This is a genomic window from Nocardia spumae (assembly GCF_020733635.1).
Lineage (GTDB): Bacteria > Actinomycetota > Actinomycetes > Mycobacteriales > Mycobacteriaceae > Nocardia > Nocardia spumae.
The window spans coordinates 202910-227995 of record NZ_JAJFZL010000001.1 but is presented as its reverse complement, the minus strand read 5'-3'; the positions used below and the strand labels follow the sequence as shown (position 1 = coordinate 227995).

Below are 25086 nucleotides of genomic sequence, written 5' to 3'. Positions count from 1 at the left end.
GTCGTATCCGCCGGGCCCGCCGAGTGGCCCGATGGATCAGGTACCGCGTGGGCCCCGGCCCGAGCGGGCGATGCCGCGACATATTCCGCCGGGCGAACCCGCGGAACCGCGACGTCGCCCGGCCGGCGAACGGCCGGCGGGACCGAAGCCGGTATCCGGGCGCCCCGGCGCGGCGCGCCCGGGACCCGAACCCGCCCGTTCGAATCCACGCACCGCGCAGCAGGCGGTCGTGGAACGCGAACCGGAGATGTCGGCCAATGCGCGGTTGATCAGCGATTCGGGTTCCATCGCGGTCGCCACGCTGGTCAGCCGCATTACCGGCTTCGCCAAGCAGTTGTTGCTGGTCACCGTGCTCGGCCCGGCGATCGCCAGTGCCTTCACGGTTGCCAGCACGATTCCCACGATGATCTCCGAGTTGCTGCTCGGCGCGGTCCTGACGGCCATCGTCGTGCCGACCCTGGTACGAGCGGAGAAGGAGGACCCCGACCGCGGCGCCGCCTTCGTCCGCCGCCTGGTCACCGCCGCGTTCACCGTGCTGGCGATCGGAACGGTGCTCGCGGTGTCCGCGGCGCCGGTGATGACCACCCATATCTTCTTGTCCAACGACGGCAAGGTGAATACCGCGCTGACCACCGCGCTGGCCTTCCTGTTGTTGCCGGCCATCCTCTTCTACGGGATGTCCGGCCTGCTCATGGCGATTCTGAATACCCATCAGGTATTCAAGCCGGGTGCGTGGGCGCCGGTACTGAACAACCTGGTCGTCCTGACGATCCTGATTCTGTATGCCGTGACGCCGGGCGAGATCAGCCTGGATCCGGTCCGGATGGGCGATCCGAAACTGCTGGTACTGGGTGTCGGCGTGACGGTCGGCGTCATCGTGCAGATGGTCAGTCTGCTGCCCGCCATCCGGCGACTCGGCATCGATCTGCGCCCGCTGTGGGGTGTGGACGCCCGGCTGAAGCAGTTCGCGGGCATGGGTGCGGCCATCATCCTGTACGTGTTCATCAGCCAGATCGGCTGGACGATCGCCACCCGGGTGTCCTCTCACGCCGATGTCGCGGGGCCGACGATCTATCAGAACGCCTGGCTGCTGCTGCAACTCCCGTACGGCGTGCTCGGCGTGACACTGCTGACCGCGATCATGCCGCGGCTGAGCCGCAACGCCGCGGCCGACGACAATCCCGCCGTGGTCGACGACCTCGGCGATGCCACCCGGCTGACGATGATCTCGCTGGTACCGGTGGTCACCTTCCTCACCATCGCGGGCCCCCAGATCGGCCAGGCGCTCTACGGTTACGGCCATTTCGGCAGTTCGGACGCCGGTCGCCTGGGCGAGGCGGTGTCCTGGTCGGCCTTCACGCTGATCCCGTACGCGCTGGTGCTGATCCATCTGCGGGTGTTCTACGCGCGCGAGCAGGCCTGGACCCCGACCTGGATCATCCTCGGCATCACCGGCGTCAAGATCGTGCTGTCACTGCTCACGCCGGTGTTCTTCAGCGATGATCACGTCGTCATCGCCCTGGGTGTCGCCAACGGACTCGGTTTCGTGACCGGTGCGGTCATCGGTGGCTGGTTGCTGCACCGCAGTCTGGGTGATCTGCGGATGGCGAATGTCGGCCGCACCATCACCCGGGTGGTCCTGGCGTCGGTGGCCGGTGCTGCCGTGACGCTGATCGTGGACGAGGTGCTGGGCCTGTCCCGGCTCGACGCCGGACTCGGTTCGGTGATCCGCGTCGGCCTGGACGCGATCGTCATGTTCGGCGTGGCTTTCGGCCTGATGCGGCTGGCGGGTATTCCGGAGATCGTCGCCCTCACGGTCGCCGTGTCGCGCCGTCTCGGCTTCACCGCGCCGGCGCCGGACCTCGGCTTGGACGCGGTCGAGGCCGATATGCACGACACGATGGTCCTGCCTCGACCGGAGCTGGCGGCTCCTTATTACTACAGCTACGACCCGTATACCGATGCTCAGACCATGGTGTTGCCGGTAATCCGTCCTGGTGCGGTTGACCGCACCGGTCAGGCCGAGTTCCCGTACCCTGTTCGGCAGAGAAACGCAAATGCCGGTGCCACACCGGCACAACGGACTTCGACACAGCAGGGCGAAGGAGGAGCGAGGGTGAGCGACGACGCGGCGGAGGGTCAGCCCTCCGTCGAGGCTGCCCAGGCGGCAGGCGCAGTGCGCACCGACGACGTCCCGCCCGGGAAGGTTCCGCCGGTAGACCGCACTCGAGATCCCAGATCCGAGGATCCCCAGGAATCGAATGCCGAGGCGGTGTTCCAACCCGACCTCGACGAAGCAGAGCCCGGTTCGCCGGAATCGGGCGATCCGGCAGGCGCGATGGACGGTGTCGCGGGTGCGGCGCCCATTCCGTCCGGACCGGTACCGCCGCGCGATCCGGCCTACGACACCGGAATGTTGCCGGTCGTGTCGCCGGAGATGCCGCCGATGCGAGTCGAGCCGTCGGCGCGGCGAACGCCGCGCGGTCCCAAACTCATCGCCGGCGCTTCGGTGGCCGGTGGCCGTTACCGGCTGCTCGCCGATCACGGCGGCGCGCGCGGGCTGCGATTCTGGCAGGCACTGGATGTGAAGCTCGACCGTGAGGTCGCGCTGACCTTCGTCGATGCCGACCAGAAGGCCGGTGACAATCCCGGTCACGACGGCCCGCAGGCCATCCTTTCGCGCACGCTGCGGCTGGGGCGGATCAATTCCTCCGGCCTGGCCCGTGTGCTGGATGTGGTGCGCGGCAGCTCCGGCGGCATCGTGGTGGCCGAGTGGACTCCCGGGCGCTCACTGCGGGAGATGGCCGAGACCAGGCCGTCGCCCATCGGCGCAGCGCGGGCGATCCGCGCCCTGGCCGCCGCGGCCGAACTGGCCCATCGCGGTGGTGGTTCGCTGTCGATCGATCATCCGGACCGGATCCGGATCAGTGCTTCCGGCGATGCGGTGCTGGCGTTCCCCGGCACCCTGGCAGATTCCGATGCGCAATCGGATGTCCGTGGCCTCGGCGCCATGCTGTACGCACTGATCACCGCCCGCTGGCCGATTCGGACCGGCGGTGTGAGCGGCTCGGCGGCGACGGTCGGCGGGCTGCGGCTGGCCGATTTCGGCAGTGACGGTTCACCGGTGGAACCGCGCCAGATTCGCCCCGAGGTCCCGTTCGAGATCTCCGCGGTGGCGGTGCGCTCACTCGAGGCCGACAAGGGCGTCCGTACGGCGGCGACCGTGCAGCATGTGCTCGAGCAGGCCTCGGTCGTCGATCAGAAGACCGATTTCATACCTGTCCTGCGACTGGGGCAGCGCGCGGTGGCGAATCCGGACGAATCACTCGCGGATCCGGAGCTGCTGGCCGCCGAGCGGGAACGTTCCCAGCGCATGATGTGGATTCTGGTCGGCCTGGGTGTACTGGCGGCGCTGGTGGTCGGCGTGATCATCTGGTGGCTGCTGAGCATCTTCGCGCCCAGTGCCTCCGATGAGCCGCTCAACGAGCAGCGCAAGCTCGGTCTGACCACAGCCAGTGTCGCGCCACCGACATCGGCCACGCCGGCCGCCGGTGCCGCCCCGACGACTGCCGCGGGGATCCCCGTACAGGCGACGGGTGTCAGCGTGTACTCCCCGGAGGGCACCCCGGACAGTCCCGGCAACGCGTCGGCACTGCTGGACGGGAATCCGACCACCACCTGGCACACCGATCAGTACTTCCAGCAGTTCCCGGCTCTCAAGAAGGGGATCGGGGTCCTCGCGACGCTGCCCGGCCCCAGCAAACTGAGCAAGGTGGTCATCGATTCCGCATCGCCGGGCACGGTCGTCGAGGTGCGGACCTCGCCCACCGCCGTGCCCACTCTGGATCAAACTCAGCTCGTCGGCCAGGCCACCCTGGCCGACGGCACCACCTCGATCCCGGTTCAGTCCGACGCGCCTGCCCGCTACGTCCTCGTCTGGATCACTCAGCTGGCCAACAACGGCGGTCAATTCCAGACATCGATCGGCGACATTCACTTCGAAGCAGCGCCCTGATCCGGACTTTCCCGGCAAGTTCGGCGCTCGTTCCGTAATATCTCCTCGCCCTGGTTGCTACCGATTCGTAACCGACGATATGATTCACAGCGCGCTCTCAGCAGGGGAGCTTCCTGGGATCTGGTATCTCGGTCCTGGATGATGCGAAATTTGCGGCCTGTCCGGTGTAGGACGTCGGGCCGCCGTGAGCGCTGTCCAAGGGGTTTGTGTGTCGTTCGAAGCGATCACCGGTGGGGGGACATCCGAGCCGTCTGGTGTCCGCCGTCGCCCGATCGATCCGGATGAGGCCACCGATTTCGAGTTGCTGAGCGCCCACGTCGCGGGCGATCGCGACGCCTTCGGCATCCTGTTCCGCCGCCATTACCACCGGCTGTGGCAGCTGGCTCTGCGGACCTGCCGGACGCCGGAGGACGCCGCCGATTCACTCCAGGACGCCTTGCTGTCCGCGCACCGCAATGCCGCCTCGTTTCGCGGCGACGCCGAGGTGCGCAGCTGGCTGCATCGAATCGTGGTCAACGCGTGCCTGGACCGTATGCGGCGCAACAAATCTCGCATGAGCGCCTCACTGTCCGACGAATCGGTACCCGAGCCCGCGGTCGAGCGCGACGACATCGCCCAGCGAGAGGTGAAGATGGTGGTCGCCGCGGCCCTTTTCACACTGCCTCCCGATCAGCGAGCAGCGCTGGTTGCGATCGACATGGAAGGGTATACCGTAGCGGAAGCGGCGCAGTTGCTGGGCGTCGCCGAGGGGACGATCAAGAGTCGCTGTGCCCGCGGCCGGAAACGCTTGGAGCAGGAGTTGGAATTCTTGCGGAATCCAGGGAACCGGACGTAGTCGAGAAGCGTCATTACTAACAGACGAACAGATACCCGTCGTGCTTGCCACCGCATCGCCGCGATGCGTGACCAGGCGCTACATCATGAGGCCGGACCCGGAGAGGCGATGGACGACAAGGGCGAATTCGCCGCACGGCGACGCCGTTCCGGGGTGTGGGCCGACGATGGGGACACAGGAGGTGTGATGGCAGCCCGATCGGTGCCGCGACCTCCCTTCTCCACCGATCTGCTGGCCGATCTGCACGCCGACAACGTCCCACCGGACGAGGCCGAAGCGCTGTGGCCACAAGTTCGCCAGGACCCGGAGGCCGTCGATTTCCTGCACTCGCTGGACAGCGTCACCGCGGAGTTACGCGCGCTGAGCCTGGACGATCACATCCTGCATCCGATGCCGACCGAGGTCGCTGCCCGGCTGGATGCTCTGCTCGACGAGTTGTCCCGCGGTGAGGGGCCGGACCGGGTGGCCACCGTGCACCACCTCTACACCACGTCTCCCGGATCGGAACCGCCCTCCACCCGCCCGATGCCCGCGCTCGAGGCGATATCCGACGAGGTCGAGCCTTCCGACACCGAGGCCGACTGGGCATCGGACGAGGTCCCGCCGCCGGTCTCGCTGGACGGTCAGCGCGCCAAGCGGTGGCGCTGGTTCGCCGCGGCCGCGGCGGCGGTGGCCGTCGTCGCCGGAAGTTTGGTCGCCTTCGATGCACTGCGCGATCGCCCGGTGACACCGAATGCGTTGCCCGCCAAACAATCCACCCCTCTCGCGCTCGACGAGGACATGTCCTCGGGCGCGGTGCTGAACGTCCTCGGCCGTAACGACGTCAGCGGTCCGCTCGCCGGCCCCGGTGCCATCACCAGCTGTGTGAAGGCCGCCATACCCGACCGCACCGTCCTCGGCTCGACGAATGTCACATATCACGGTGAGTCGGCCGTCTTGATTCTTCTCACCGGTCCGCGGCCCCCGAAAATCACCGCACTGGTGGTCGGGAGCGGTTGCAGTCCTGCGGATCCGCAGATCCTCGAGATTCGCGACATCGGCTAGAAGCCCAGCCGGGCGGGGTCCTCCGACCACGGCCGGTCGGCTGCGGGAACAACTGCGTTTACGCTGTTGTTGACCGACACGCCTGTTCAACACTCCTCGGAAGGGCACCATGAGTACGCCTGTTCGCGATCTGATCATTGTCGGCTCCGGCCCCGCCGGCTACACCGCCGCGGTCTACGCTGCCCGGGCCGAACTCGAGCCGCTGCTGTTCGAGGGCACCCAGTTCGGTGGTGCGCTGATGACGACGACCGAGGTCGAGAACTTCCCCGGCTTCCGCGACGGCATCATGGGCCCGGACCTGATGGAGGAAATGCGCGAGCAGGCCAAGCGCTTCGGAGCCGATATCCGCACCGAGGACGTCGAGGCCATCGATCTCTCCGGTCCGATCAAGTCGGTCACCGTCGGTGGTGAGGTCTACCAGTCCTACGCGATCATCCTGGCCATGGGTTCGGCCGCACGGTATCTCGGCGTCCCGGGGGAGCAGGAGATGCTGGGCCGCGGCGTCAGCGCCTGCGCGACCTGCGACGGATTCTTCTTCAAGGGCCAGGACATCGTCGTGGTCGGTGGTGGCGATTCGGCGATGGAGGAAGCGACCTTCCTCACCAAGTTCGCCTCCAGCGTGACCATCGTGCACCGCCGCGAGGAGTTCCGTGCCTCGCGCATCATGCTCGAGCGGGCCAAGTCCAACGAGAAGATCCGCTTCCGCCTCAATTCCGAGGTCGTCGAGGTCCACGGCGATACCGCCGTGACCAGCCTCACCCTCCGCGATACCAAGACGGGGGAGACCTCCGAATTGGCCGCGACCGGTCTGTTCGTGGCGATCGGTCACGACCCGCGCAGCGAATTGGTCCGCGGTCAGGTCGACCTCGACGCCGAGGGCTACGTGCAGGTCCGTGAGCCCAGCACCGCCACCTCGGTCGACGGTGTCTTCGCGGCCGGCGATCTGGTCGATCACACCTACCGTCAGGCCATCACCGCCGCCGGAACCGGCTGCCGCTCGGCGATCGACGCCGAACGCTGGCTCGCCGAGAAGGGCGATATCACCAGCAACACCCTCGATCACGCCGGCAACCCGGTGGAAGTTACCGCCGGCTGATCACCCCGATCTCATCGAATATCGCGACACCGCACACCGCTAGGAGTTCCACCATGTCCGAATCCACCAAGACCGTCACCGACGCCACTTTCGAACAGGATGTGCTCGGCAGTGACAAGCCGGTGCTAGTCGACTTCTGGGCCTCCTGGTGCGGTCCGTGCAAGATGGTCGCCCCGGTGCTCGAGGAGATCGCCGCCGCGCACGCCGATAAGCTCACCATCGCGAAGGTGGATGCGGATGCCAATCCGACCAGCTCACGCGACTACGGCGTCATGGCTCTGCCGACGATGATCCTGTTCTCCGGCGGTAAGGAAGCCAAACGCATCGTGGGCGCCAAGGGTAAGGCCGCACTGCTGCGCGAGCTCGAAGGCATCATCTGAAAGACCCGTCGAGGCCCCGGCCGTGGCACGTCGCGAGCGTTGCCGAGGCCGGAGCCCGATCCGGTTTCACCGGCAGGCTGTCGGGGCCCCGATAGCTGTGTACTATTTCGGCACCCGGAGAATTGCCGAAATTCGGCTCGGGTCTGAGACAATCGACCGACCTCCGGGCATGCGAGGGTGTGCGCCGTCGCATCAGTGGGTACCCGGGTTGGCGGAAGGAAAGGGCTCTCACGCATGCACCGACTTCGTCACGGCGATACTGGTCCAGCCGTCGCTGAGGTCCGGAGCACCCTGGCAAGTCTGGGATTCCATCCACACCCGCACGGGACCGACCGGTCCGATGGACGCGGAGAGTATTGGAAGGATTCCGACGCCGTCTTCGATCGTCAACTCGATTCGGCGGTACGCGCTTTCCAGCAGCAACGGGGACTGCTCGTCGACGGTGTGGTCGGACCGGCCACCTATCGGGCGTTGAAAGAGGCCTCCTATCGCCTCGGTGCACGCACTCTCATCTATCAGCTCTCGGCTCCGCTGTACGGCGACGATGTGGCCACTCTGCAACGGCGCCTGCAGGATCTGGGCTTCTATGTTCACCGCATCGATGGCTACTTCGGCCCGCATACCCACGAGGCGCTGACCGCGTTCCAGCGCGAGATCGGTCTGGCCGCCGACGGTATCTGCGGCCCCGATACCCTCCGCTCGCTGGAGTTGCTGGGCGCTCGGGTGACGGGTGGTAATCCGCATCGCATCGCGGAGGAGGAAGTGGTCCACCGCGCGGGTCCGCAGTTGACCGGTAAGCGCATTGTCATCGATCCCGGAATGGGTGGCGAGGACAAGGGTTTGGCCGTACCCACGGAATTCGGCGATGTCTACGAGTCGGAGATTCTCTGGGATCTCGCGAGCCGGTTGGAGGGCCGGATGGCCGCCACCGGTATGGAGACATTCCTGTCCCGGCCGTGGGGCGCCAGCCCGACCGATGCCGAACGCGCGGAGACCTCCAACACCTTCGATGCCGACCTGATGATCTCGCTGCGCTGCGCCGCGAATCTCAGTTCCTCCGCCGGCGGCGTCGCCAGCTTCCATTTCGGCAATTCCCACGGCTCGGTGTCGATGATCGGCCAGGTGCTCGCCGGCTTCATCCAGCGCGAGATCGTGGCCCGGACCTCGCTGCAGGACTGCCGCACCCACGCCCGCACCTGGGATCTGCTCAGGCTGACGAAGATGCCGACGGTGCAGGTCGATATCGGCTACCTGACAAACGAATACGATGCGTCGGTCCTGACCAATCCGCGGATGCGCGATGTCATCGCGGAGGCCATTCTGATCTCGGTCAAGCGGTTGTATCTGCTGGGCCAGGACGATCAGCCCACCGGGACTTACACATTCGCCGAACTGCTGGCCGAGGAACTGGCCGCGGCCGACCGCATATAGACGGTCTTCGTACCCAACGACGGTGCCCCGGGTCGATTCCCGGGGCACCGTCGTTCGATTACAGGTCAGCGACAGGTGACACCCGGCTGGGTCTGCAGCGCGGCTGCCGCAAGCAGCTGATCGAGCGCGTGCTCGACATCTTCCTTCCACAGATGATCACTGTCGAGTTCGAGTCGCAGCCGGGGAAACCGATGGTGCGGTGCCACGACGGAGAATCCGACATCCTCCAAGAAGTCCGCATCGATCATGCAGCTCTCGGGCGAACAGGCGCTGTCGGCACGCTGCCGCGGTGCGGAGGCGATGCCCTGCGCCGGAGAGTCGATTCGTTCCATGAAGAACATCGACTTGATTCCGCGAGCGGGAAGCGCGGTGGCGGCCGGATCGGAGCGAATTCCGAATGCTTCGATCGCGCGCACACCGCGACGCATCAGATCGCCAACTACGGCCTGTATGAGCCGATGGGCAATATCCCCATCATTATGCGGCGGTTCGGCCCGCAGCGTGGTCAGCAGGACCGCGTCCGGGCTCACGGGGGAGGTGGGGAACAGTGCCGCGCGCGGCACCACGCTCGGTGGCGAATACAACGCGCATCCGGCCGATTGGCCATCGACGAGTGCGACCTGCCCGCAGGAACCCCATTCGAGCATGACCGTGGACAGCCATGCTTCCTTTTCGAAGACGGGATCGCTGAATTCACGGGAATCCGCCGCCACTGCCGGATCGATCTCCCAGAACACACATCGACGCGCATGCGCGGGGAGCTGATCGAGTCCGCCGAGGGTCAGTGCGGTCACGCTGGTCGACACCGCTCTACTCAGCCTCCAGCTTTCCGATTCATCTATGCTCACGCCGCATCAACATCTTCTCGCCAGCAAGAATATGCGATCAAAGCGAACGCCTCATTTCCCATCCCTTATCGATGGCGACACACCTCGGTTCGGCCCGAAAAACAGCGGCGTCACAGTGACGTTTCTAGCCGAGGCGCCGACATCTACCCGATCACGATGAATTTCGGCCCATAACTCTTGTCAGAGCTGCTGCTGCTCCATCAGCCCGACAATGCGTTCCAGATCATCGACCGAACCGAACTCGACAACGATTCGGCCCTTCTTCTTGCCCATGCTGACGGTCACCCGAGTGTCGAAAGAATTCGCCAGCCGTTCGGCAACCTTGTCGAGCCCCGGTGCGTAGATCGGCTTCCGCTTCGGAGCCGGCTTCGGTTCATCCTCGGGGTAGCGGTTGGCGAGGGTGACTGCCTCCTCGGTCGCTCGCACGGACAATCCCTCGGCGACGATGCGTTCGGCCAACCGCTCCTGAGCTTCGGCGCCCGCTTCCAGACCGAGCAGCGCACGCGCATGTCCGGCGGACAGCACACCGGCCGCGACGCGCCGCTGTACCGGAATCGGCAACTTCAACAGACGAATCATATTCGTGACGACCGGTCGGGATCGGCCGATTCGATTCGCCAGCTCCTCGTGGGTGACGCCGAACTCTTCGAGCAGCTGCTGATATGCCGCCGCCTCTTCGAGCGGATTCAGCTGGACCCGATGAATATTCTCCAGCAACGCATCGCGCAGCATGGCGTCGTCGGTGGTCTCGCGCACGATCGCCGGAATGGTTTCCAGCCCGGCTTCCTGACAAGCCCGCCAGCGCCGCTCGCCCATCACCAACTGGTAGCGCGGGGTAGGGGAGGACTCCAGCACGCGCACCACGATCGGCTGCATCAAGCCGAATTCCCGTACCGAGTGCACGAGCTCGGCGAGCGCATCCTCTTCGAAGACCTGCCGCGGCTGCTTGGGATTTCGCTCGATCTGATCCGGTGGAATCTCCCGATAGACAGCTCCGGCACCCGACTCCTCGGCTGCCTCGGGAACTCGATGCAGATAGGCCGATGCCGGATGGGGGCCGATCGGATCGAGTCCGATCACGGCATTGGCGGCCGCACTTCCCAAGCCCTGAACATCGGTCGGACCAGTCGGGATCAACGCGGCTAATCCGCGCCCCAATCCACCCTTCTTCGCCTGACTCATCGACCTACCGACCCCTTTCCTGTGCTGCACCAGCGGTACCGGCCGCGGCGCTCGGCTGGCTTTGCGTCGCGGACGACGAGCCGGGCTCTGTCACCACCGAACGAGCCGCAATCTCCCGGCCCGCATCGAGATAACTCATCGCACCACGGGAACCCGGATCGTAATCGAGGACGGTCATACCGAATCCCGGCGCCTCCGACACCTTCACACTGCGCGGGATCACGGACTTCAATACCGCATCACCGAAGTGGCCGCGAACCTCTTCGGCGACCTGGTCGGCCAATTTGGTCCGGCCGTCGTACATGGTCAGCACGACGGTCGAGACGTGCAGCTGCGGATTGAGATGCGCCTGCACCAATCCGATATTGCGCAACAGCTGGCCGACTCCCTCCAGTGCGTAGTACTCACACTGAATCGGGATCATCACTTCCTTGGCCGCCACCATCGCATTGACGGTCAACAGACCGAGCGACGGCGGGCAGTCGATCATCACGTAGTCGATTTCGTAGCCGGCCAGATTCGCTTCCTGAATGGCGGCCTTCAATCGCCCTTCCCGGGCAACCATCGAGACCAATTCGATCTCGGCACCGGCGAGGTCGATAGTGGCAGGGATACACAGCAGGCGATCGTTGTGCGGACTGCGCTGAATCGCGTCCTGCACCGAGATCTCACCAATGAGCAGTTCGTAGCTCGACGGGACGCCGGAGTGATGCTCCACTCCGAGTGCCGTGCTGGCATTGCCCTGGGGGTCGAGATCGATGACGAGCACCGTCATTCCCTGCAGCGCCAATGCGGCTGCGAGGTTCACAGCTGTAGTCGTCTTGCCGACGCCACCCTTCTGATTGGCGATCGTGATGATGCGCTGTTCTCGCGGTTTGGGGATACTCATCGATCCCGGGTGCAAGACCTGACTAGCTCGGTGCGCCTCGGCTGCGATCGGTGTCTCGGCTGCGGAGATGTTCCCGAATGCGGTCTTGGAGAAGTCATCTCCTCCAGCTCCGCCGCTGTCCAGCATTCCGGGCACTCGGGACGTTGTTTCCCGTGAAACATTCGCCGGACGGTTCGACATACAGGCTCCTAACCCCGAGAACTTCAAGACACGTGCCTAGGCAGCACCGGCGCCGCATGGCTCGAACAGCTGAACGTGGTCAGGTTCACGGCCAATCCCTCGGGAATGTCCCCGTTTTCGAGATATGGCCCTCACCGACGTGCTGTGTCCCAACCGAACGAGCCGCCGGGAACCGCGAATCCGCGCTCACGCTCGACGACAACTAGCTTGCCAGCACGCGGCACAATACGGAAGTTGAACCGCGGCAATCACTCTGCGACACGCTCGGAATCACTGATTCCAGTCGCACGAACGGCACCGCCGCGCCTTGTTTCCCGTGAAACATCGGGGGAAGTTACTGTGCGCGCCGGGCGCGTCGGCTCGCTTCCTTGTTCGCGCGCTTCTCCGCGCGTGGGACTCGCTCCACACTCAGCACGACGGTCGGGGGCGACACGACGCCGGCGCCACATTCGAGAATCTGGGCGTGGCCCGCACCCGCACGCGCCAACTCCATCCGATCGCGCTCGAGTTCCTCGACGACGCTCGATCCCTTGAGTGCCAACATGTGACCGTGTTCGCGCACCAGCGGCAGGGACCACTTCGCCAGCTTTCCGAGTGGAGCGACAGCACGCGACGTCACGAAGTCGGCGCCGCCCGCCTCCTTGCGAACATCCGGTTGCTCGGCACGCCCGCGAATGACGGTGATCTCCAACCCCGCCGATTCGATGAACTCGGCCAGGAACTTGGTCCGTCGCAGGAGTGGTTCGACGAGAGTGATCCGAAGATCCGGGCGGGCGATACCCAATGGGATTCCGGGAAGGCCGGCGCCACTGCCGATATCGACCACGGACGCTCCGACCGGAATCAGCTCACCCAGGACGGCGCAGTTGAGAATATGGCGATCCCACAGACGCGGAACCTCACGAGGTCCGATCAACCCCCGCTCGACTCCGGCGGTCGCTAGCGCGGAGCAGTACTGCACGGCGAGCGGAAGTCGCTCACCGAAAACCTCCATCGCCACCACGGGCGGTGTCAGGTCGACGGGCTCACCGTCACCGGGGGAGTGCTGGGGCGTCACACCCGCGCCTCGTTCCACGTGAAACATCCTTCCGGACCGATAGAGGATCCACGGCAGGCGGACGGCCAGCGCCCGCTCGAAACTCACCACAAAGCGTAGGGCCCCCGGTCCGATGAACCGGGGGCCCTACCTTACCCATTCACACCACTCAGGCCGGTATCACGACCACATGTCGATTGGGCTCCACACCTTCACTCTCACTCGCGACGCCGTCCACTGCCGCCACCGCATCGTGGACGATCTTGCGCTCGAACGGAGTCATCGCGGCGAGGGATTCGGGCTTGCCCGACTCGACCACGCGGTTGGCCGCATCGGTTCCGAGCGCGCTCAACTCCTCGCGCCGCTTCGCACGCCAGCCCGCGACATCGAGCATGAGGCGGCTGCGCACACCGGTCGCCTGCTGCACCGCCAAGCGGGTCAGCTCCTGCAGTGCGTCCAGCACCTCGCCGCGCCGACCCACCAACTTCGACAGATCGCGGCCGCCATCGATACTCACGATCGCGCGGTCACCTTCGACATCCAGATCGATATCGCCGTCGAAGTCGAGGACGTCCAGCAGCTGCTCGAGATAGTCGCCCGCGATCTCACCCTCCTCGATCAACGCCTCTTCGGCATCGGTCGGATCCGGCTCGGTCGCGTTCTCACGGTCGTCCACCGCAGCATCGTCCTGCACACCGAGGGCCACTGTGGCGTCCCCTCCATCGGTCTCAACAGTCATATGTCGTTTCCTTCAATCTGAATCATCCGTCGTATCCGGCGCGCACCGCACCGGGAAGCCGTAATCCGCGACCGTTAGCGACGTCGCTTCTGATTCGCTCGCCCCCTGTTGCCGGATCGCTTGCGATTACCCGGTCCGGAGGATTTGCCGGACGTCCCCGACTTCCCTGAGGCCGAACCCGACTTGGCCGATGCACCCGAACTCGACGAAGCCGCCGCGCCGGTACCATTCGTCTCCGCGTCCACGACGTTCTCCACGGCGTCGGCCGCGGCGTCGGCCGCCGATCCCGATTTCTTCTTGGCGGACGGCTTGGCGCCGGGCTTGGGTGCGTTCTGCGCCTTCCGCTCGATCGCCTCTTGCTTCTTCTGCTGTTCCTCTTTATCGATACGACCGAAGACCAGATGCTGCTGCCCATAGGTCCAGATGTTGTTGGACACCCAGTAGAGCAGGATGGCGATCGGCAGGAACGGACCACCGACGACGACACCGAGCGGGAACACCCACAGCGCCAACTTGTTCATCAGAGCGGCCTGCGGGTTCGCCGCAGCCTCCGCGCTCTGCCGTGCCACCGAGGCCCGTGCGTTGAAGTGGGTAGCGAGACCCGCGATGACCATCAGCGGAACGGCGACCGCGACCATATTCCAGACGTGGGGGATGCCGCCGTAATCGGCGTACGCGTCCAGGGTCGCCTTGGGGGAGGTGATAGCGGCAGAGATCGGCGCACCGAAGATTCGGGCCCGCAAGAACGACTGCACATCGTCCGCACTGAAGACGTAGTTCGGCGTCATCGCGTTCTGCGCCGGTGTCATGTGCAACTGGCCGATGCCGGAGCCGGTCCGGTTGAAGGACCGCAGCACGTGGTACAGACCGATGAAGACCGGAACCTGAGCCAGTACCGGCAGACAGCCCATCAGCGGGTTGAAGCCGTGTTCCTTCTGCAGCTTCTGCATCTCGACGGCCATCTTCTGGCGGTCGTTCTTGTACTTCCGCTGCAGTTCCTTGATCTGCGGCTGGAGCTCCTGCATCTGCCGCGTGGTGCGCACCTGCTTCACGAACGGCTTGTACAGCACAAGTCGCAACGTGAATACGAGGAATACCACGGCCAATGCCCAGGCGAATCCGTTACTGGCGCCCTTGTCGAAGTCTCCGAGTCCGAATATGAACCCGAAGATTCGGTGCCAGAACCATAAGATCCAGGACACCGGGTAATAGATGAAGTCGAGCACGGCTCTATGTACTCCCGTCGGTCGTGTCGCCGGTCACCGCACGCGGCGACCCTTTACAAGCCTCGTGTTCAGCCGCCTCGGCATTGGCTCGACTCCGCTCCGGAGCATGTGAGCACTCGGTATTCGACTCATCGGTGCTCGACTCGTCGGCGAGACTCGGCGGATCGGTTTCGGCGGCGGCCCGCTTCCTTTCGGGAACGGGATCCCACCCACCAGGGTGCCAGGGTGCGCATTTGGCCAGACGCACGGCCGTCAATACGAGGCCTACGAACAGTCCGCGGGTACGCAGCGCAGTCACCGCGTACTCACTGCAGGACGGGGTGAAACGGCAGACCGGCATGCGGGTGGGGGAGACGTAGGTCCGATACAGCTCGATCAGAAAGATCACGAGATCGGCCGGCCATCGCATCACCCTGCGCAGGCGGTTCATGACGCATCACTCGGCTCCACCCGCACAGCGGGGATATCGAACGACAGTTTCCGCAGGGCGGATCGCAGCTGGCGGTCCAGGTCCGCGGAGGTCGCCGTCGCCGCGCCGGGCAGGGCCCGAATCACGACATCGGCTTCGGCCGGGAGATCCGAGCGGACCCCGGCGCAGATATGACGCAGGCGGCGGGCGACGCGGTGTCGAATCACCGCGGTACCCACCGCCTTGCTGACAATCAAACCGAAACGAGGACCGCCGGACCGCGCGAGCGACCGCGACTCGATCTCGCCGATCGCGGCACTGCTCGACACCACATGCACCACGATGTCCCGCCTCCCGATTCTTCGGCCCTGTCGCACCGTCCGGGAGAAGTCGGCACGATGATGCAGCCGGTACGGCTCAGGCAACACCCGAGTGTCCGAGCACGTAGCGGGTGAACGGGGAGAATGGGACGAACGGCGAGCGAGGCATGGCGGCGATGCCGATGCCGATCGATCAGGCCGTCAGAGAGGCGCGGCCCTTACGACGGCGCGCCGACACGATCGCGCGCCCAGCACGGGTGCGCATCCGGAGACGGAAGCCGTGGACCCGCGCACGACGACGGTTGTTCGGCTGGAACGTCCGCTTGCCCTTGGCCACGGTCAACACTCCTCGAGTTGGTGGGCGCCAGGCGGCGCCCGAAGCTATTCGGTGAAACGATGTGGTCGCGATGAAAACAGGTCTTCATCGGCACAACGCCCATTGCGTGGTGGTCCCGCTGGATCGAAATTCGACCAGGCAGCAGGCACCGGACACCGCGTCAACGGGTGACTGTACGAGGGTACTGATCAGCCAGGAGAGGGTCAAACTCGGGGTACCCCATGAGACGCCCGCCACGGTCGCGGCGCGCCGAGCCGACCGGGGCTCGTGAACAACCCTTGTCACATCCCCGAGAAACCCACTAGCATCCATAGCTAGAAAATTGCTGCGGAAGCGCAGGTCCAGGCGCTGACCGGGGGGTTCGCGCAGCAAGCCACGTATCGCACCGGTTCTCCACATCTGTGGATAATTGTGTGGAAAGACCCCTGGAGTGGCATATTCGTATGGCTGACGGCCAGGCCGACCGTGGTGCTCCTATCGACTTTGCTCCGGGGAGGAAATATACGTGGACGATGAGCAGAACGTGTTGACCGCGGTCTGGCCCGAAGTGGTCGCCGAGCTCACCGCCGGCTCGACCGACGGTGCCATACCACCGGTGACCAACGCGCAGAAGGCGTGGCTGGGCCTGGTGAAGCCGCTGACGGTCGCACAAGGGTTCGCCCTGCTCTCGGTACCTTCTTCGCTGGCGCAGGAAGCGATCGAACGGGATCTGCGGGAGCCGATCCTGCGGTCGCTGGCCCGCCGCCTCGGCCCCCAGGTCGAAGGCCTCGGCGTGCGGATCGCGGCACCGACCAACCCGCCCCCGGACCGTCCCGGAACGAGTGCGCGACATGCCCGGCTGACCTCACGCCCCGACCGGATGCGCGACAAGCCCCGGGAGCCCGCCGGATTCCCGGCGCCGCCGCAGTACTCCGACCCTGGGGATTTCCCCACGCCGCGCTACCTTTCCCCAGCTGACTACCAGGCCCGTCCCGCATATCCCCAGGGTGAGTATCCGCCGGGGCCGATGGCCGGGGAATTGCCGGAGGTGCTCGGACCGCCGGCCACGCTGCGCCGGGACTCGGATCCGCAACTGCACGAGGACTCGTTGCGCCGCGACCCCGAGGGGGTGCGCGAACCCATGCGCCACGAGCCGGAGTCGCTGCGTCGCGAACACGAGCCGATGCATCATCCACAGGACGCGCTGCGCCGGGAGGCCGAGTCACTGCGGCACGAACAGGAACCGTTGCGGCGGGAGCCGGACCTGCCCCGACGAGAGCCGGACATGCCGCGGGCCGGCGGTCACCCCGGACAGGAGTCGCTGTTCACACCCGAGGCCGACATTGCGCCGGTGCCGCGGCCCGGTGCCGTCGAGGAGCCCGACGAGCCGGTGGTGAATGCGCGTAACTCCTGGCCGACGTACTTCACGAAGTCACCGGAACCGCCGCCGCCCACCCCCGCGACGTCCTCCGCCAGCCTGAACGCCAAGTACACCTTCGAGACGTTCGTCATCGGCGCCTCCAACCGGTTCGCCCATGCGGCGGCCGTGGCGATCGCGGAGGCCCCCGCTCGGGCCTACAACCCGTTGTTCGTCTGGGGTGCGTCGGGGCTGGGGAAGACCCACCTCCTGCACGCCGCCGGTCACTATGCCCAGCGGCTGTTCCCCGGGATGCGCGTCAAATACGTCTCGACCGAGGAATTCACCAACGACTTCATCAACAGTCTGCGGGACGACCGCAAGGTCGCGTTCAAGCGGCGGTATCGCGAAACCGACATCCTGCTGGTGGACGACATCCAGTTCATCGAGGGTAAGGAAGGCATCCAGGAGGAGTTCTTCCACACCTTCAACACCCTGCACAACGCGAACAAGCAGATCGTGGTGTCATCCGACCGCCCGCCCAAACAACTCGCGACACTCGAGGAGCGGCTGCGTACCCGGTTCGAGTGGGGGCTGATCACCGATGTCCAGCCGCCGGAACTCGAAACCCGCATCGCGATTCTGCGCAAGAAGGCGCGGATGGATCGGCTCGATGTGCCACACGACGTCCTGGAATTGATCGCCAGCCGGGTGGAACGCAATATCCGCGAACTCGAGGGTGCGCTGATCCGGGTGACGGCGTTCGCCTCGTTGAACGGGCAGCCACTGGATCTGTCCTTGGCCGAGGTCGTCCTGCGCGACCTCATGCCCGACACCACCACCATCGAGATCACGGCCTCGACGATCATGGCCGTGACCGCGGAGTACTTCAACACCACCCTGGAAGAGCTGACCGGTCCCGGTAAGGCTCGTCCGCTGGCTCAAGCCCGGCAGATCGCCATGTACCTGTGCCGGGAACTGACCGATCTGTCACTGCCGAAGATCGGTCAGGCATTCGGGCGCGACCACACCACGGTCATGTACGCGGAGAAGAAGGTGCGCAAGGAGATGACCGAGCGCCGCCGTGTGTACGACCAGGTTCAGGAACTCACAGCCAGAATCAAACAGCGTTCTCGCTGAATCTCTACACAAGCCGATCCACCCGGTTGACCTGGGTGGATCGGCTTTTTCGTGTTGTGGATTCCTCGAGGAGTCCTTGTGGAGTCCTCGAGGAATCCCCCGTTTGTCCTCGAGGTTGCGCACAGTCTCGGCCGGCGGCTGTGGACGGTTTCACTCACAGCCGTCGATACACAGTTCCCACAGCCTGATTCATCCACCGGCGCCGAACTGCGAAGACAGCCGAATCGGCATGTGGATTCCTCGAGGACTTCTTGTCAGGTCCTCGAGGAATCCCCCGGTAGTGCACCGATCGGCACACACGTGTGTACAACAGGCCGCAAGCCATGGAAGAACTCGAGGATGACTCGAGGATGACGGTTGAACAGATTTGTGGCCTCCACAGCGGTCCTCTGTTCATCCTCGAGTCACCCGCCGGACATCCCCACGCCGCCACGCCCCGTGAGCTGCGCAGACCGGCGGCGTCCACAGAATCCACAGTGCCTACTACTACTTCAGTTCTTCTTCTTTAGATTTCTTCTTGAAAACAGGGTGTGTGGAAACTCAGCTCGGGGACCGACGGAACGATCCGAACAACTCCACAACCGAACGAGGCAGGGAGAAGAGGGGAGCCCGGGGCAGCCGACGCGTCGGGGCGATCGGTCCTCGTTCGTGTTCCTGGTGGCCGACTCACCGGGTGAGGGGGTGACGTAGTCATCGGGCGCCTACGCGGGTACGGTTTGATGTCGGTCGGCTGTGCCACACTGCGGTGCGCTGCGGACGACCGTTGGACCACGTCGCTGCATGAACCACGCTGAGTTGCCGAGCAGATCACCACTGCGCCGAACAGATCACGACCGATCGAGACTGGGAGAGGACATACCGAGCGATGGAGCTTGCAAGTATGAAGTTTCGGGTCGCTCGCGAGGATTTCGCGGAATCCGTCGCTTGGGTGGCCCGTAGCCTGCCGTCTCGCCCGCCGGTGCCCGTCCTCGGCGGTGTCCTGCTGGTGGCCGACGAGGATGGTCTGACCGTCTCCGGATTCGACTACGAGGTCTCCGCGCAGATGCGGGTCGCGGCCGAGGTCGCCGGCCCCGGACAGGTCCTGGTTTCCGGTCGTCTCCTGGCCGACATCACCAAGGCGTTGTCCAACAAACCGGTCGATGTCTCCGTCGACGGCACCCGCGTGCTGATCGCTTGCGGCAGCGCCAAATTCTCGCTGCCGACCATGCCGGTCGAAGATTATCCCCAGCTGCCCGAACTTCCTCCGCAGACCGGTGAACTGGGTGTGGAACTGTTCTCCGAGGCGGTGAGCCAGGTGGCTGTTGCCGCCGGCCGCGACGACACCCTCCCCATGCTGACCGGTATTCGCGTCGAGATCGAGGGCCCCCAGGTCGTCCTGGCCGCCACCGACCGCTTTCGCCTGGCCGTCCGTCACCTGGAATGGCAGCCGGGCCGTTCGGATGTGGAGACGGCGGTGCTGGTGCCGGCCCGCACGCTCTCGGAGTCGGCCAAGACGCTCGGCGCCTCCGATGCGCCCGTACAGCTCGCCTTCGGCACCGGGACCGATGGCCTGCTGGGCATCGTCAACGGCGGTCGGCGCACCACCACCCGACTGCTCGACGCGGAATTCCCCAAGTTCCGCCAATTGCTCCCCAAGGAGCACACGTCGATCGCGACGCTGCAGGTCAGTGCGCTGATCGAAGCGATCAAGCGAGTTGCTCTCGTGGCCGAGCGCGGTGCACAGGTGCGGCTCGAGTTCTCCGATCAGGGGCTGCAGCTGTCCGCGGGTGGTGACGATGCCGGACGAGCCGAGGAGTGGCTCGAGGCGGAGTTCCGCGGTGAACCCCTGACCATCGCGTTCAACCCGAGCTACCTCAACGACGGGCTGTCGGCGCTGCATTCGGACCGGGTGACCTTCGGCTTCACCACACCCAGCCGTCCCGCGGTGATGTGCCCGACCGGCGAGGAGGAGCCGGAGCAGTCGGAGTCCGGCGCCTTCGCAGCGCTTGCGAGCAGCTACATCTACCTGTTGATGCCGGTCCGGTTGCCGGGCTGATCGTCTCGCTTCTCGGTCTCGTCCGCCTCGCCGGCCATCGTTCGGCCGGCGAGGCGGCATTCGTTCACCCCGACCTGTGGAGATGTTGATAAACCTGTGAAAAACTCCGGGCGCGTGGGCATTTCGAGCGGTCCGTCACAAAGTGCCTGGTGACGGCGGGTTCAGCTATGCACATTCGAACGCTCACACTGCGTGATTTCCGCTCCTGGGAGCATGTGGATCTCGAATTACCCACAGGCAGAACCGTTTTCCTGGGGGCCAACGGCAACGGCAAGACCAACCTCGTGGAGGCCGTCGGCTACCTGTCCACACTGGGTTCCCACCGGGTTGCCGGCGATGCGCCGCTGATCAGGTTGGGACAGCAGCGATCTCGGATCGGTGCCACCGTCGTCAACAGCGGACGAGAACTGCGCGTCGATGTGGAACTGAATCAGGGGGCCGCCAACCGCGCCCAGATCAACCGCTCCCCGGTGCGCCGACCCCGCGAGATCCTGGGCATCCTGCACACGGTGCTGTTCGCACCGGAGGACCTGGCGCTGGTCCGTGGCGATCCCTCCGAACGGCGCCGATTCCTCGATGAGCTGGCGACCGCGCGACTGCCACGGCTGGCCGGAGTTCGCTCGGATTACGAGCGGGTGCTGCGGCAGCGTTCGGCCCTGTTGAAAACCGCGGGACGGCAGGCTCGTTCGCGCTCTGGATCGCCCGCCGAACTCGGCACCCTCGATGTCTGGGACGGCCATCTGGCCGCGCACGGAGCACAACTGCTGGCCCAGCGGCTGCGGCTGGTACATGAGCTGGCGCCGTATCTCGAGCAGGCATATCGGTCCATCGCGCCGGAATCACGGACCGCGGCCATTCGCTACCGCTGCGCGGCGCTGCCCGAGGAATTCCTCGATCCACAGCGTTCTCCCCAGCCCGATGATGTCGAGGCGTTGGAAGCGAACATGTTGAGCGAGTTGGCTTCCGCGCGCTCGAAGGAACTCGAGCGCGGGGTGTGCCTGGTCGGCCCGCACCGCGACGATCTGGATCTGATGCTCGGTTCGGCGCCGGCCAAAGGCTTTGCCAGCCATGGTGAATCGTGGTCGTTCGCGCTGGCCCTGCGGTTGGGGGCGTTCGAACTGCTGCGCAACGCCGGCACCGATCCGGTGCTCCTGCTCGACGATGTGTTCGCGGAATTGGATCGCCGTCGCCGCACAGCGCTCGCCGCGGTCGCCGCCGGTGCCGAACAGGTGCTGATCACCGCGGCCGTACCCGAGGACGTACCGGCCGAACTCGAGGCCAATCCGATTCGGGTCGAAACCGACGGCGTCGCCGATGAGCGAACCTCCCGCATCGTCGTTCCGCCGGCGCCGGCCCAGGACCAGGACACGGCCTGATCTTCGGCCCGCGAGGGTGTTTTCGAACCGTCCGGTGGCGGCCACACAGGTTGTCGTACCCAGCGACTAGCCTTGCTGCAACGCCCGGTTCAGCGGAGTCGTCCACAACGGTACCGGGCTCGCGACGGACCGACAGCAGGCAGCAATCGGACGGGAGGAGTCGACCGTGGCCGCAGACACCGGACCAGAAGCCAACTCGGCGTCGTCACCCGCCGGTTCCGAACCGGAACTGCGCGGTGTGGACCTCGCCCGTCGAGCGCTGGAGGAGGCGCGCGCCGCCGCGCGCGCCAGCGGAAAGGCCGTCGGCCAGGGCCGGGCCTCGCCGCGCAAGGGCGGTGTGCGAGCCCTGCGTCGCCGGTCCGGCTGGTCCGGTGCACGGCCCGACGATCGGGATCCGCAACTGTTGTCGGCCGTGGCCGGGTCGCTGGCCAAGAGTCGTGGCTGGTCCGGAAAAGTCGCCGAGGGAACGGTTTTCGGTCGCTGGCCGGCGGTGGTCGGGGAAGATATCGCGGCGCATGCCGAGCCGGTATCGCTCACCGACGGGGTCCTGAGCATCCAGGCCGAATCCACCGCCTGGGCAACCCAGCTGCGTATGTTGCAGGCGCAGTTGCTGGCGAAGATCAATGCCGCGGTCGGTCAGGGCGTGGTCACCTCGTTGAAGATCAGCGGCCCGGCGGCGCCGAGCTGGCGTAAGGGTGAGCGGCATATCAAGGGCCGCGGCCCTCGCGATACCTACGGCTGATCCGCCCGACGTCGAGTTTCACGTGGAACGTGGGCCCGGATCGCGATCCGGTGGGTAGCTTCGGCGAACCACATCGGCGTAACTTCTCCGGCTCCGACTCAACTGCCCGTAGCTTCCCGCTGAGGCTCGCGGGAGCGGGTTCGCCTATAACCGGACCCGGCGGCGACCGATTTCACGCACTCACGACGCTCTCAGGGGTGTCATAGGTGCATCCTGTGCCGGGGGTACCAGTAAGATGGAGGAGTAACTAGCGGCGATACCTTCGGCGCGTTCCGTGCAGCACGCGCGAGGACCCGTAATTCTCGAGCAGTTCGACATCTCGAGCAGATGCCTTACGGGGCTCGGTTCGGTGTGTTGCTCGACGTCGCATCGAAGGATCAGCAAGTAAGGAGAGCTACCGAGCAGTGGCTGCCAACGACTCCAACGCAAGCGGCTCGTCCAAGGCGAAAGCGGGCAACAAGGACTACGGTGCCTCCAACATCAAGGTCCTCGAAGGACTCGAGGCGGTCCGCAAGCGCCCGGGTATGTACATCGGTTCCACCGGTGAGCGCGGTCTGCACCACCTGATCTGGGAGGTTGTGGACAACTCCGTCGACGAGGCGATGGCCGGCTACGCCAGTCGAGTCGATGTGACCCTGCTGGCCGACGGCGGCGTCGAGGTCGTCGACGACGGCCGCGGCATCCCGGTGGAAACGCACGCTTCGGGAGTGCCCACCGTCGAGGTCGTCATGACCCAGCTGCACGCCGGCGGCAAGTTCGATTCCGATGCCTACGCGGTCTCCGGTGGTCTGCACGGTGTCGGTATCTCCGTGGTGAACGCCCTCTCGACCAGGATGGTCGTCGATATCGATACCGACGGCTACCACTGGACGCAGGAGTACAAGGACGCCAAGCCCGGCAAGCTCGTCCGCGGGGAGCCGACCAAGCGCACCGGTACCACCCAGCGCTTCTGGGCGGATCCGGATGTCTTCGAGACCACGACGTACAACTTCGAGACGATCTCGCGTCGCCTGCAGGAGATGGCGTTCCTGAACAAGGGCCTGACCATCACCCTGACCGATGAGCGGGTCAGCGAGGCCGAGGTCACCGACGAGGTCGTCAGCGAGACCGCGGAAGCGCCCAAGCACGGCGAGGACCAGAACGCTACGCCGGAGGTGAAGGTCAAGACCCGGACGTATTACTACCCGGGCGGCCTCGAGGACTTCGTCAAGCACATCAATCGCACCAAGCAGCCGATCCACAACTCGGTCGTCTCGTTCACCAGCAAGGGCACCGGCCACGAACTCGAGGTCGCGATGCAGTGGAACTCGGGCTACTCCGAATCCGTCCACACCTTCGCCAACACCATCAACACTCATGAGGGCGGTACCCACGAAGAGGGTTTCCGCGCGGCCCTGACCACGGTGGTGAACCGGTACGCCAAGGACAAGAAGCTGCTCAAGGAGAAGGACGGCAACCTCACCGGTGACGACATCCGCGAGGGTCTGGCCGCCATTGTGAGCGTCAAGGTCAGCGAGCCGCAGTTCGAGGGCCAGACCAAGACCAAGCTCGGCAATACCGAGGTCAAGTCCTTCGTTCAGCGCACCTGCAACGAACATCTGGCGCACTGGTTCGAGGCGAATCCGGCCGATGCCAAGACCATCGTGCAGAAGGCGGTGTCCTCCGCACAGGCCCGCGTCGCCGCCCGCAAGGCCCGCGAGCTGGTGCGCCGCAAGAGCGCGACCGACCTCGGCGGCCTGCCCGGCAAGCTGGCCGACTGCCGGTCCAAGGATCCGAGCAAGTCCGAGATCTACATCGTCGAGGGTGACTCCGCCGGCGGCTCGGCCAAGTCCGGCCGGGACTCGATGTACCAGGCGATCCTGCCGCTGCGCGGAAAGATCATCAACGTCGAGAAGGCCCGCATCGACCGGGTGCTCAAGAACAACGAGGTCCAGTCGATCATCACCGCCTTCGGTACCGGTATTCACGACGAGTTCGACATCTCCAAGCTGCGGTATCACAAGATCGTGCTGATGGCCGACGCCGATGTCGACGGCCAGCACATCTCGACCCTGCTGCTGACCCTGCTGTTCCGCTTCATGCGGCCGCTGGTCGAACACGGTCACGTGTATCTGGCGCAGCCGCCGCTGTACAAGCTGAAGTGGCAGCGGTCGGATCCGGAATTCGCTTATTCCGACCGGGAACGCGACGGCCTGCTGGAGGCCGGTCTGGCGGCCGGCAAGAAGATCAACAAGGACGACGGCGTCCAGCGCTACAAGGGTCTGGGTGAGATGAACGCCAAGGAGCTGTGGGAAACGACCATGGATCCGTCGGTGCGGGTGCTTCGTCAGGTGACGTTGGACGACGCGGCCGCCGCCGATGAGCTGTTCTCCGTGCTGATGGGCGAGGACGTCGAGGCGCGTCGCAGCTTCATCACCCGCAATGCCAAGGACGTCCGCTTCCTCGACGTGTAGTCGGCGCTGCGCGGCCACCCGCGCGCCCGAGTACCCG

Annotated in this window: 20 protein-coding genes; 11 read left to right on the top strand and 9 right to left on the bottom strand. The window is 65.5% G+C overall.

Annotated features, from left to right (window positions below; all coding sequences use genetic code 11):
• The first annotated feature begins 70 nt into the window (after nt 1-70).
• The 6 genes from murJ to LKD76_RS00985 all read left to right on the top strand — a co-directional run bounded on the left by murJ (nt 71) and on the right by LKD76_RS00985 (nt 8801).
• Nucleotides 71-4015 carry a murein biosynthesis integral membrane protein MurJ gene (gene murJ / locus LKD76_RS01010; protein ID WP_372465959.1) on the top strand — a complete coding sequence of 1315 codons (3945 nt, stop codon included), beginning with the start codon at nt 71-73 and terminating at the stop codon, nt 4013-4015.
• Between the two features lie 271 nt (nt 4016-4286).
• Entirely contained in the window at nt 4287-4850 is a 564-nt protein-coding gene (gene sigM, locus LKD76_RS01005; RefSeq protein ID WP_227985037.1) for an RNA polymerase sigma factor SigM, read from the top strand.
• Between the two features lie 186 nt (nt 4851-5036).
• Nucleotides 5037-5894 (top strand): RsmA family anti-sigma factor, encoded by an 858-nt coding sequence (locus LKD76_RS01000; RefSeq protein WP_227979020.1) that lies wholly within the window; start codon nt 5037-5039, stop codon nt 5892-5894.
• A gap of 109 nt (nt 5895-6003) precedes the next feature.
• Nucleotides 6004-6990 (top strand): thioredoxin-disulfide reductase, encoded by a 987-nt coding sequence (gene trxB / locus LKD76_RS00995; protein WP_227979019.1) that lies wholly within the window; start codon nt 6004-6006, stop codon nt 6988-6990.
• A 53-nt stretch (nt 6991-7043) separates the two neighbouring features.
• A complete protein-coding gene (gene trxA / locus LKD76_RS00990) occupies nt 7044-7370 on the top strand; it encodes a thioredoxin (protein WP_227979018.1) in 327 nt (108 codons plus the stop codon).
• 234 nt (nt 7371-7604) lie between these two features.
• On the top strand, nt 7605-8801 hold the full coding sequence (locus tag LKD76_RS00985) for an N-acetylmuramoyl-L-alanine amidase (protein ID WP_227979017.1): 1197 nt from the start codon (nt 7605-7607) through the stop codon (nt 8799-8801).
• Between the two features lie 65 nt (nt 8802-8866).
• On the opposite strand, the gene LKD76_RS00980 is transcribed toward LKD76_RS00985, so the two are convergent.
• The 9 genes from LKD76_RS00980 to rpmH form a co-directional block, all read right to left on the bottom strand.
• On the bottom strand, nt 8867-9607 hold the full coding sequence (locus LKD76_RS00980) for a GNAT family N-acetyltransferase (RefSeq protein ID WP_227979016.1): 741 nt from the start codon (nt 9605-9607) through the stop codon (nt 8867-8869).
• A 222-nt stretch (nt 9608-9829) separates the two neighbouring features.
• A complete protein-coding gene (locus tag LKD76_RS00975) occupies nt 9830-10831 on the bottom strand; it encodes a ParB/RepB/Spo0J family partition protein (protein WP_227979015.1) in 1002 nt (333 codons plus the stop codon).
• Between the two features lie 4 nt (nt 10832-10835).
• Nucleotides 10836-11900, bottom strand: coding sequence for a ParA family protein (locus tag LKD76_RS00970; protein ID WP_305082759.1), 1065 nt, complete (start codon nt 11898-11900; stop codon nt 10836-10838).
• Nucleotides 11901-12234: 334 nt separating this feature from the next.
• The gene (gene rsmG, locus LKD76_RS00965; protein ID WP_372465958.1) at nt 12235-12984 is read right to left on the bottom strand and encodes a 16S rRNA (guanine(527)-N(7))-methyltransferase RsmG; all 750 of its coding nucleotides are present in this window, start codon (nt 12982-12984) and stop codon (nt 12235-12237) included.
• 121 nt (nt 12985-13105) lie between these two features.
• Nucleotides 13106-13675 carry a Jag family protein gene (locus tag LKD76_RS00960; protein WP_227979014.1) on the bottom strand — a complete coding sequence of 190 codons (570 nt, stop codon included), beginning with the start codon at nt 13673-13675 and terminating at the stop codon, nt 13106-13108.
• A 74-nt stretch (nt 13676-13749) separates the two neighbouring features.
• Nucleotides 13750-14901, bottom strand: coding sequence for a membrane protein insertase YidC (gene yidC, locus LKD76_RS00955; protein WP_227979013.1), 1152 nt, complete (start codon nt 14899-14901; stop codon nt 13750-13752).
• A gap of 4 nt (nt 14902-14905) precedes the next feature.
• Complete coding sequence (gene yidD, locus LKD76_RS00950) at nt 14906-15331, bottom strand: membrane protein insertion efficiency factor YidD (protein WP_227979012.1); 426 nt, start codon at nt 15329-15331, stop codon at nt 14906-14908.
• The gene (rnpA, locus tag LKD76_RS00945) at nt 15328-15738 is read right to left on the bottom strand and encodes a ribonuclease P protein component (protein ID WP_227979011.1); all 411 of its coding nucleotides are present in this window, start codon (nt 15736-15738) and stop codon (nt 15328-15330) included. Before rnpA ends, yidD begins: the two co-directional genes overlap by 4 nt.
• Before the next feature lie 85 nt (nt 15739-15823).
• Nucleotides 15824-15967: a 50S ribosomal protein L34 gene (gene rpmH, locus LKD76_RS00940; RefSeq protein WP_006550910.1), complete on the bottom strand. Its 144-nt coding sequence runs from the start codon at nt 15965-15967 to the stop codon at nt 15824-15826.
• 505 nt (nt 15968-16472) lie between these two features.
• Between rpmH and dnaA the strand changes: the two genes are divergently transcribed.
• From dnaA to gyrB, 5 genes are all read left to right on the top strand, one after another.
• Entirely contained in the window at nt 16473-18443 is a 1971-nt protein-coding gene (gene dnaA, locus LKD76_RS00935) for a chromosomal replication initiator protein DnaA (RefSeq protein ID WP_227979010.1), read from the top strand.
• An 865-nt stretch (nt 18444-19308) separates the two neighbouring features.
• Complete coding sequence (gene dnaN, locus LKD76_RS00930) at nt 19309-20478, top strand: DNA polymerase III subunit beta (protein WP_227979009.1); 1170 nt, start codon at nt 19309-19311, stop codon at nt 20476-20478.
• Nucleotides 20479-20645: 167 nt separating this feature from the next.
• Nucleotides 20646-21854, top strand: a complete 1209-nt coding sequence (recF, locus tag LKD76_RS00925; RefSeq protein WP_227979008.1) for a DNA replication/repair protein RecF — start codon at nt 20646-20648, stop codon at nt 21852-21854.
• A gap of 166 nt (nt 21855-22020) precedes the next feature.
• The gene (locus tag LKD76_RS00920) at nt 22021-22596 is read left to right on the top strand and encodes a DUF721 family protein (protein WP_227979007.1); all 576 of its coding nucleotides are present in this window, start codon (nt 22021-22023) and stop codon (nt 22594-22596) included.
• A 404-nt stretch (nt 22597-23000) separates the two neighbouring features.
• Nucleotides 23001-25049, top strand: a complete 2049-nt coding sequence (gene gyrB, locus LKD76_RS00915) for a DNA topoisomerase (ATP-hydrolyzing) subunit B (protein ID WP_227979006.1) — start codon at nt 23001-23003, stop codon at nt 25047-25049.
• The last annotated feature ends 37 nt before the right edge of the window (nt 25050-25086 follow it).

Excerpts from the sequence above, each read along its gene's own strand:
- murJ (WP_372465959.1), top strand. The coding sequence starts at position 71 with ATGCCGCGACATATTCCGCCGGGCGAACCCGCGGAACCGCGACGTCGC.
- LKD76_RS01000 (WP_227979020.1), top strand. The coding sequence starts at position 5,037 with ATGGCAGCCCGATCGGTGCCGCGACCTCCCTTCTCCACCGATCTGCTG.
- trxB (WP_227979019.1), top strand. The coding sequence starts at position 6,004 with ATGAGTACGCCTGTTCGCGATCTGATCATTGTCGGCTCCGGCCCCGCC.
- trxA (WP_227979018.1), top strand. The coding sequence starts at position 7,044 with ATGTCCGAATCCACCAAGACCGTCACCGACGCCACTTTCGAACAGGAT.
- LKD76_RS00985 (WP_227979017.1), top strand. The coding sequence starts at position 7,605 with ATGCACCGACTTCGTCACGGCGATACTGGTCCAGCCGTCGCTGAGGTC.
- LKD76_RS00975 (WP_227979015.1), bottom strand. The coding sequence starts at position 10,831 with ATGAGTCAGGCGAAGAAGGGTGGATTGGGGCGCGGATTAGCCGCGTTG.
- LKD76_RS00970 (WP_305082759.1), bottom strand. The coding sequence starts at position 11,900 with ATGTCGAACCGTCCGGCGAATGTTTCACGGGAAACAACGTCCCGAGTG.
- rsmG (WP_372465958.1), bottom strand. The coding sequence starts at position 12,984 with ATGTTTCACGTGGAACGAGGCGCGGGTGTGACGCCCCAGCACTCCCCC.
- LKD76_RS00960 (WP_227979014.1), bottom strand. The coding sequence starts at position 13,675 with ATGACTGTTGAGACCGATGGAGGGGACGCCACAGTGGCCCTCGGTGTG.
- yidD (WP_227979012.1), bottom strand. The coding sequence starts at position 15,331 with ATGAACCGCCTGCGCAGGGTGATGCGATGGCCGGCCGATCTCGTGATC.
- dnaN (WP_227979009.1), top strand. The coding sequence starts at position 19,309 with ATGGAGCTTGCAAGTATGAAGTTTCGGGTCGCTCGCGAGGATTTCGCG.
- recF (WP_227979008.1), top strand. The coding sequence starts at position 20,646 with ATGCACATTCGAACGCTCACACTGCGTGATTTCCGCTCCTGGGAGCAT.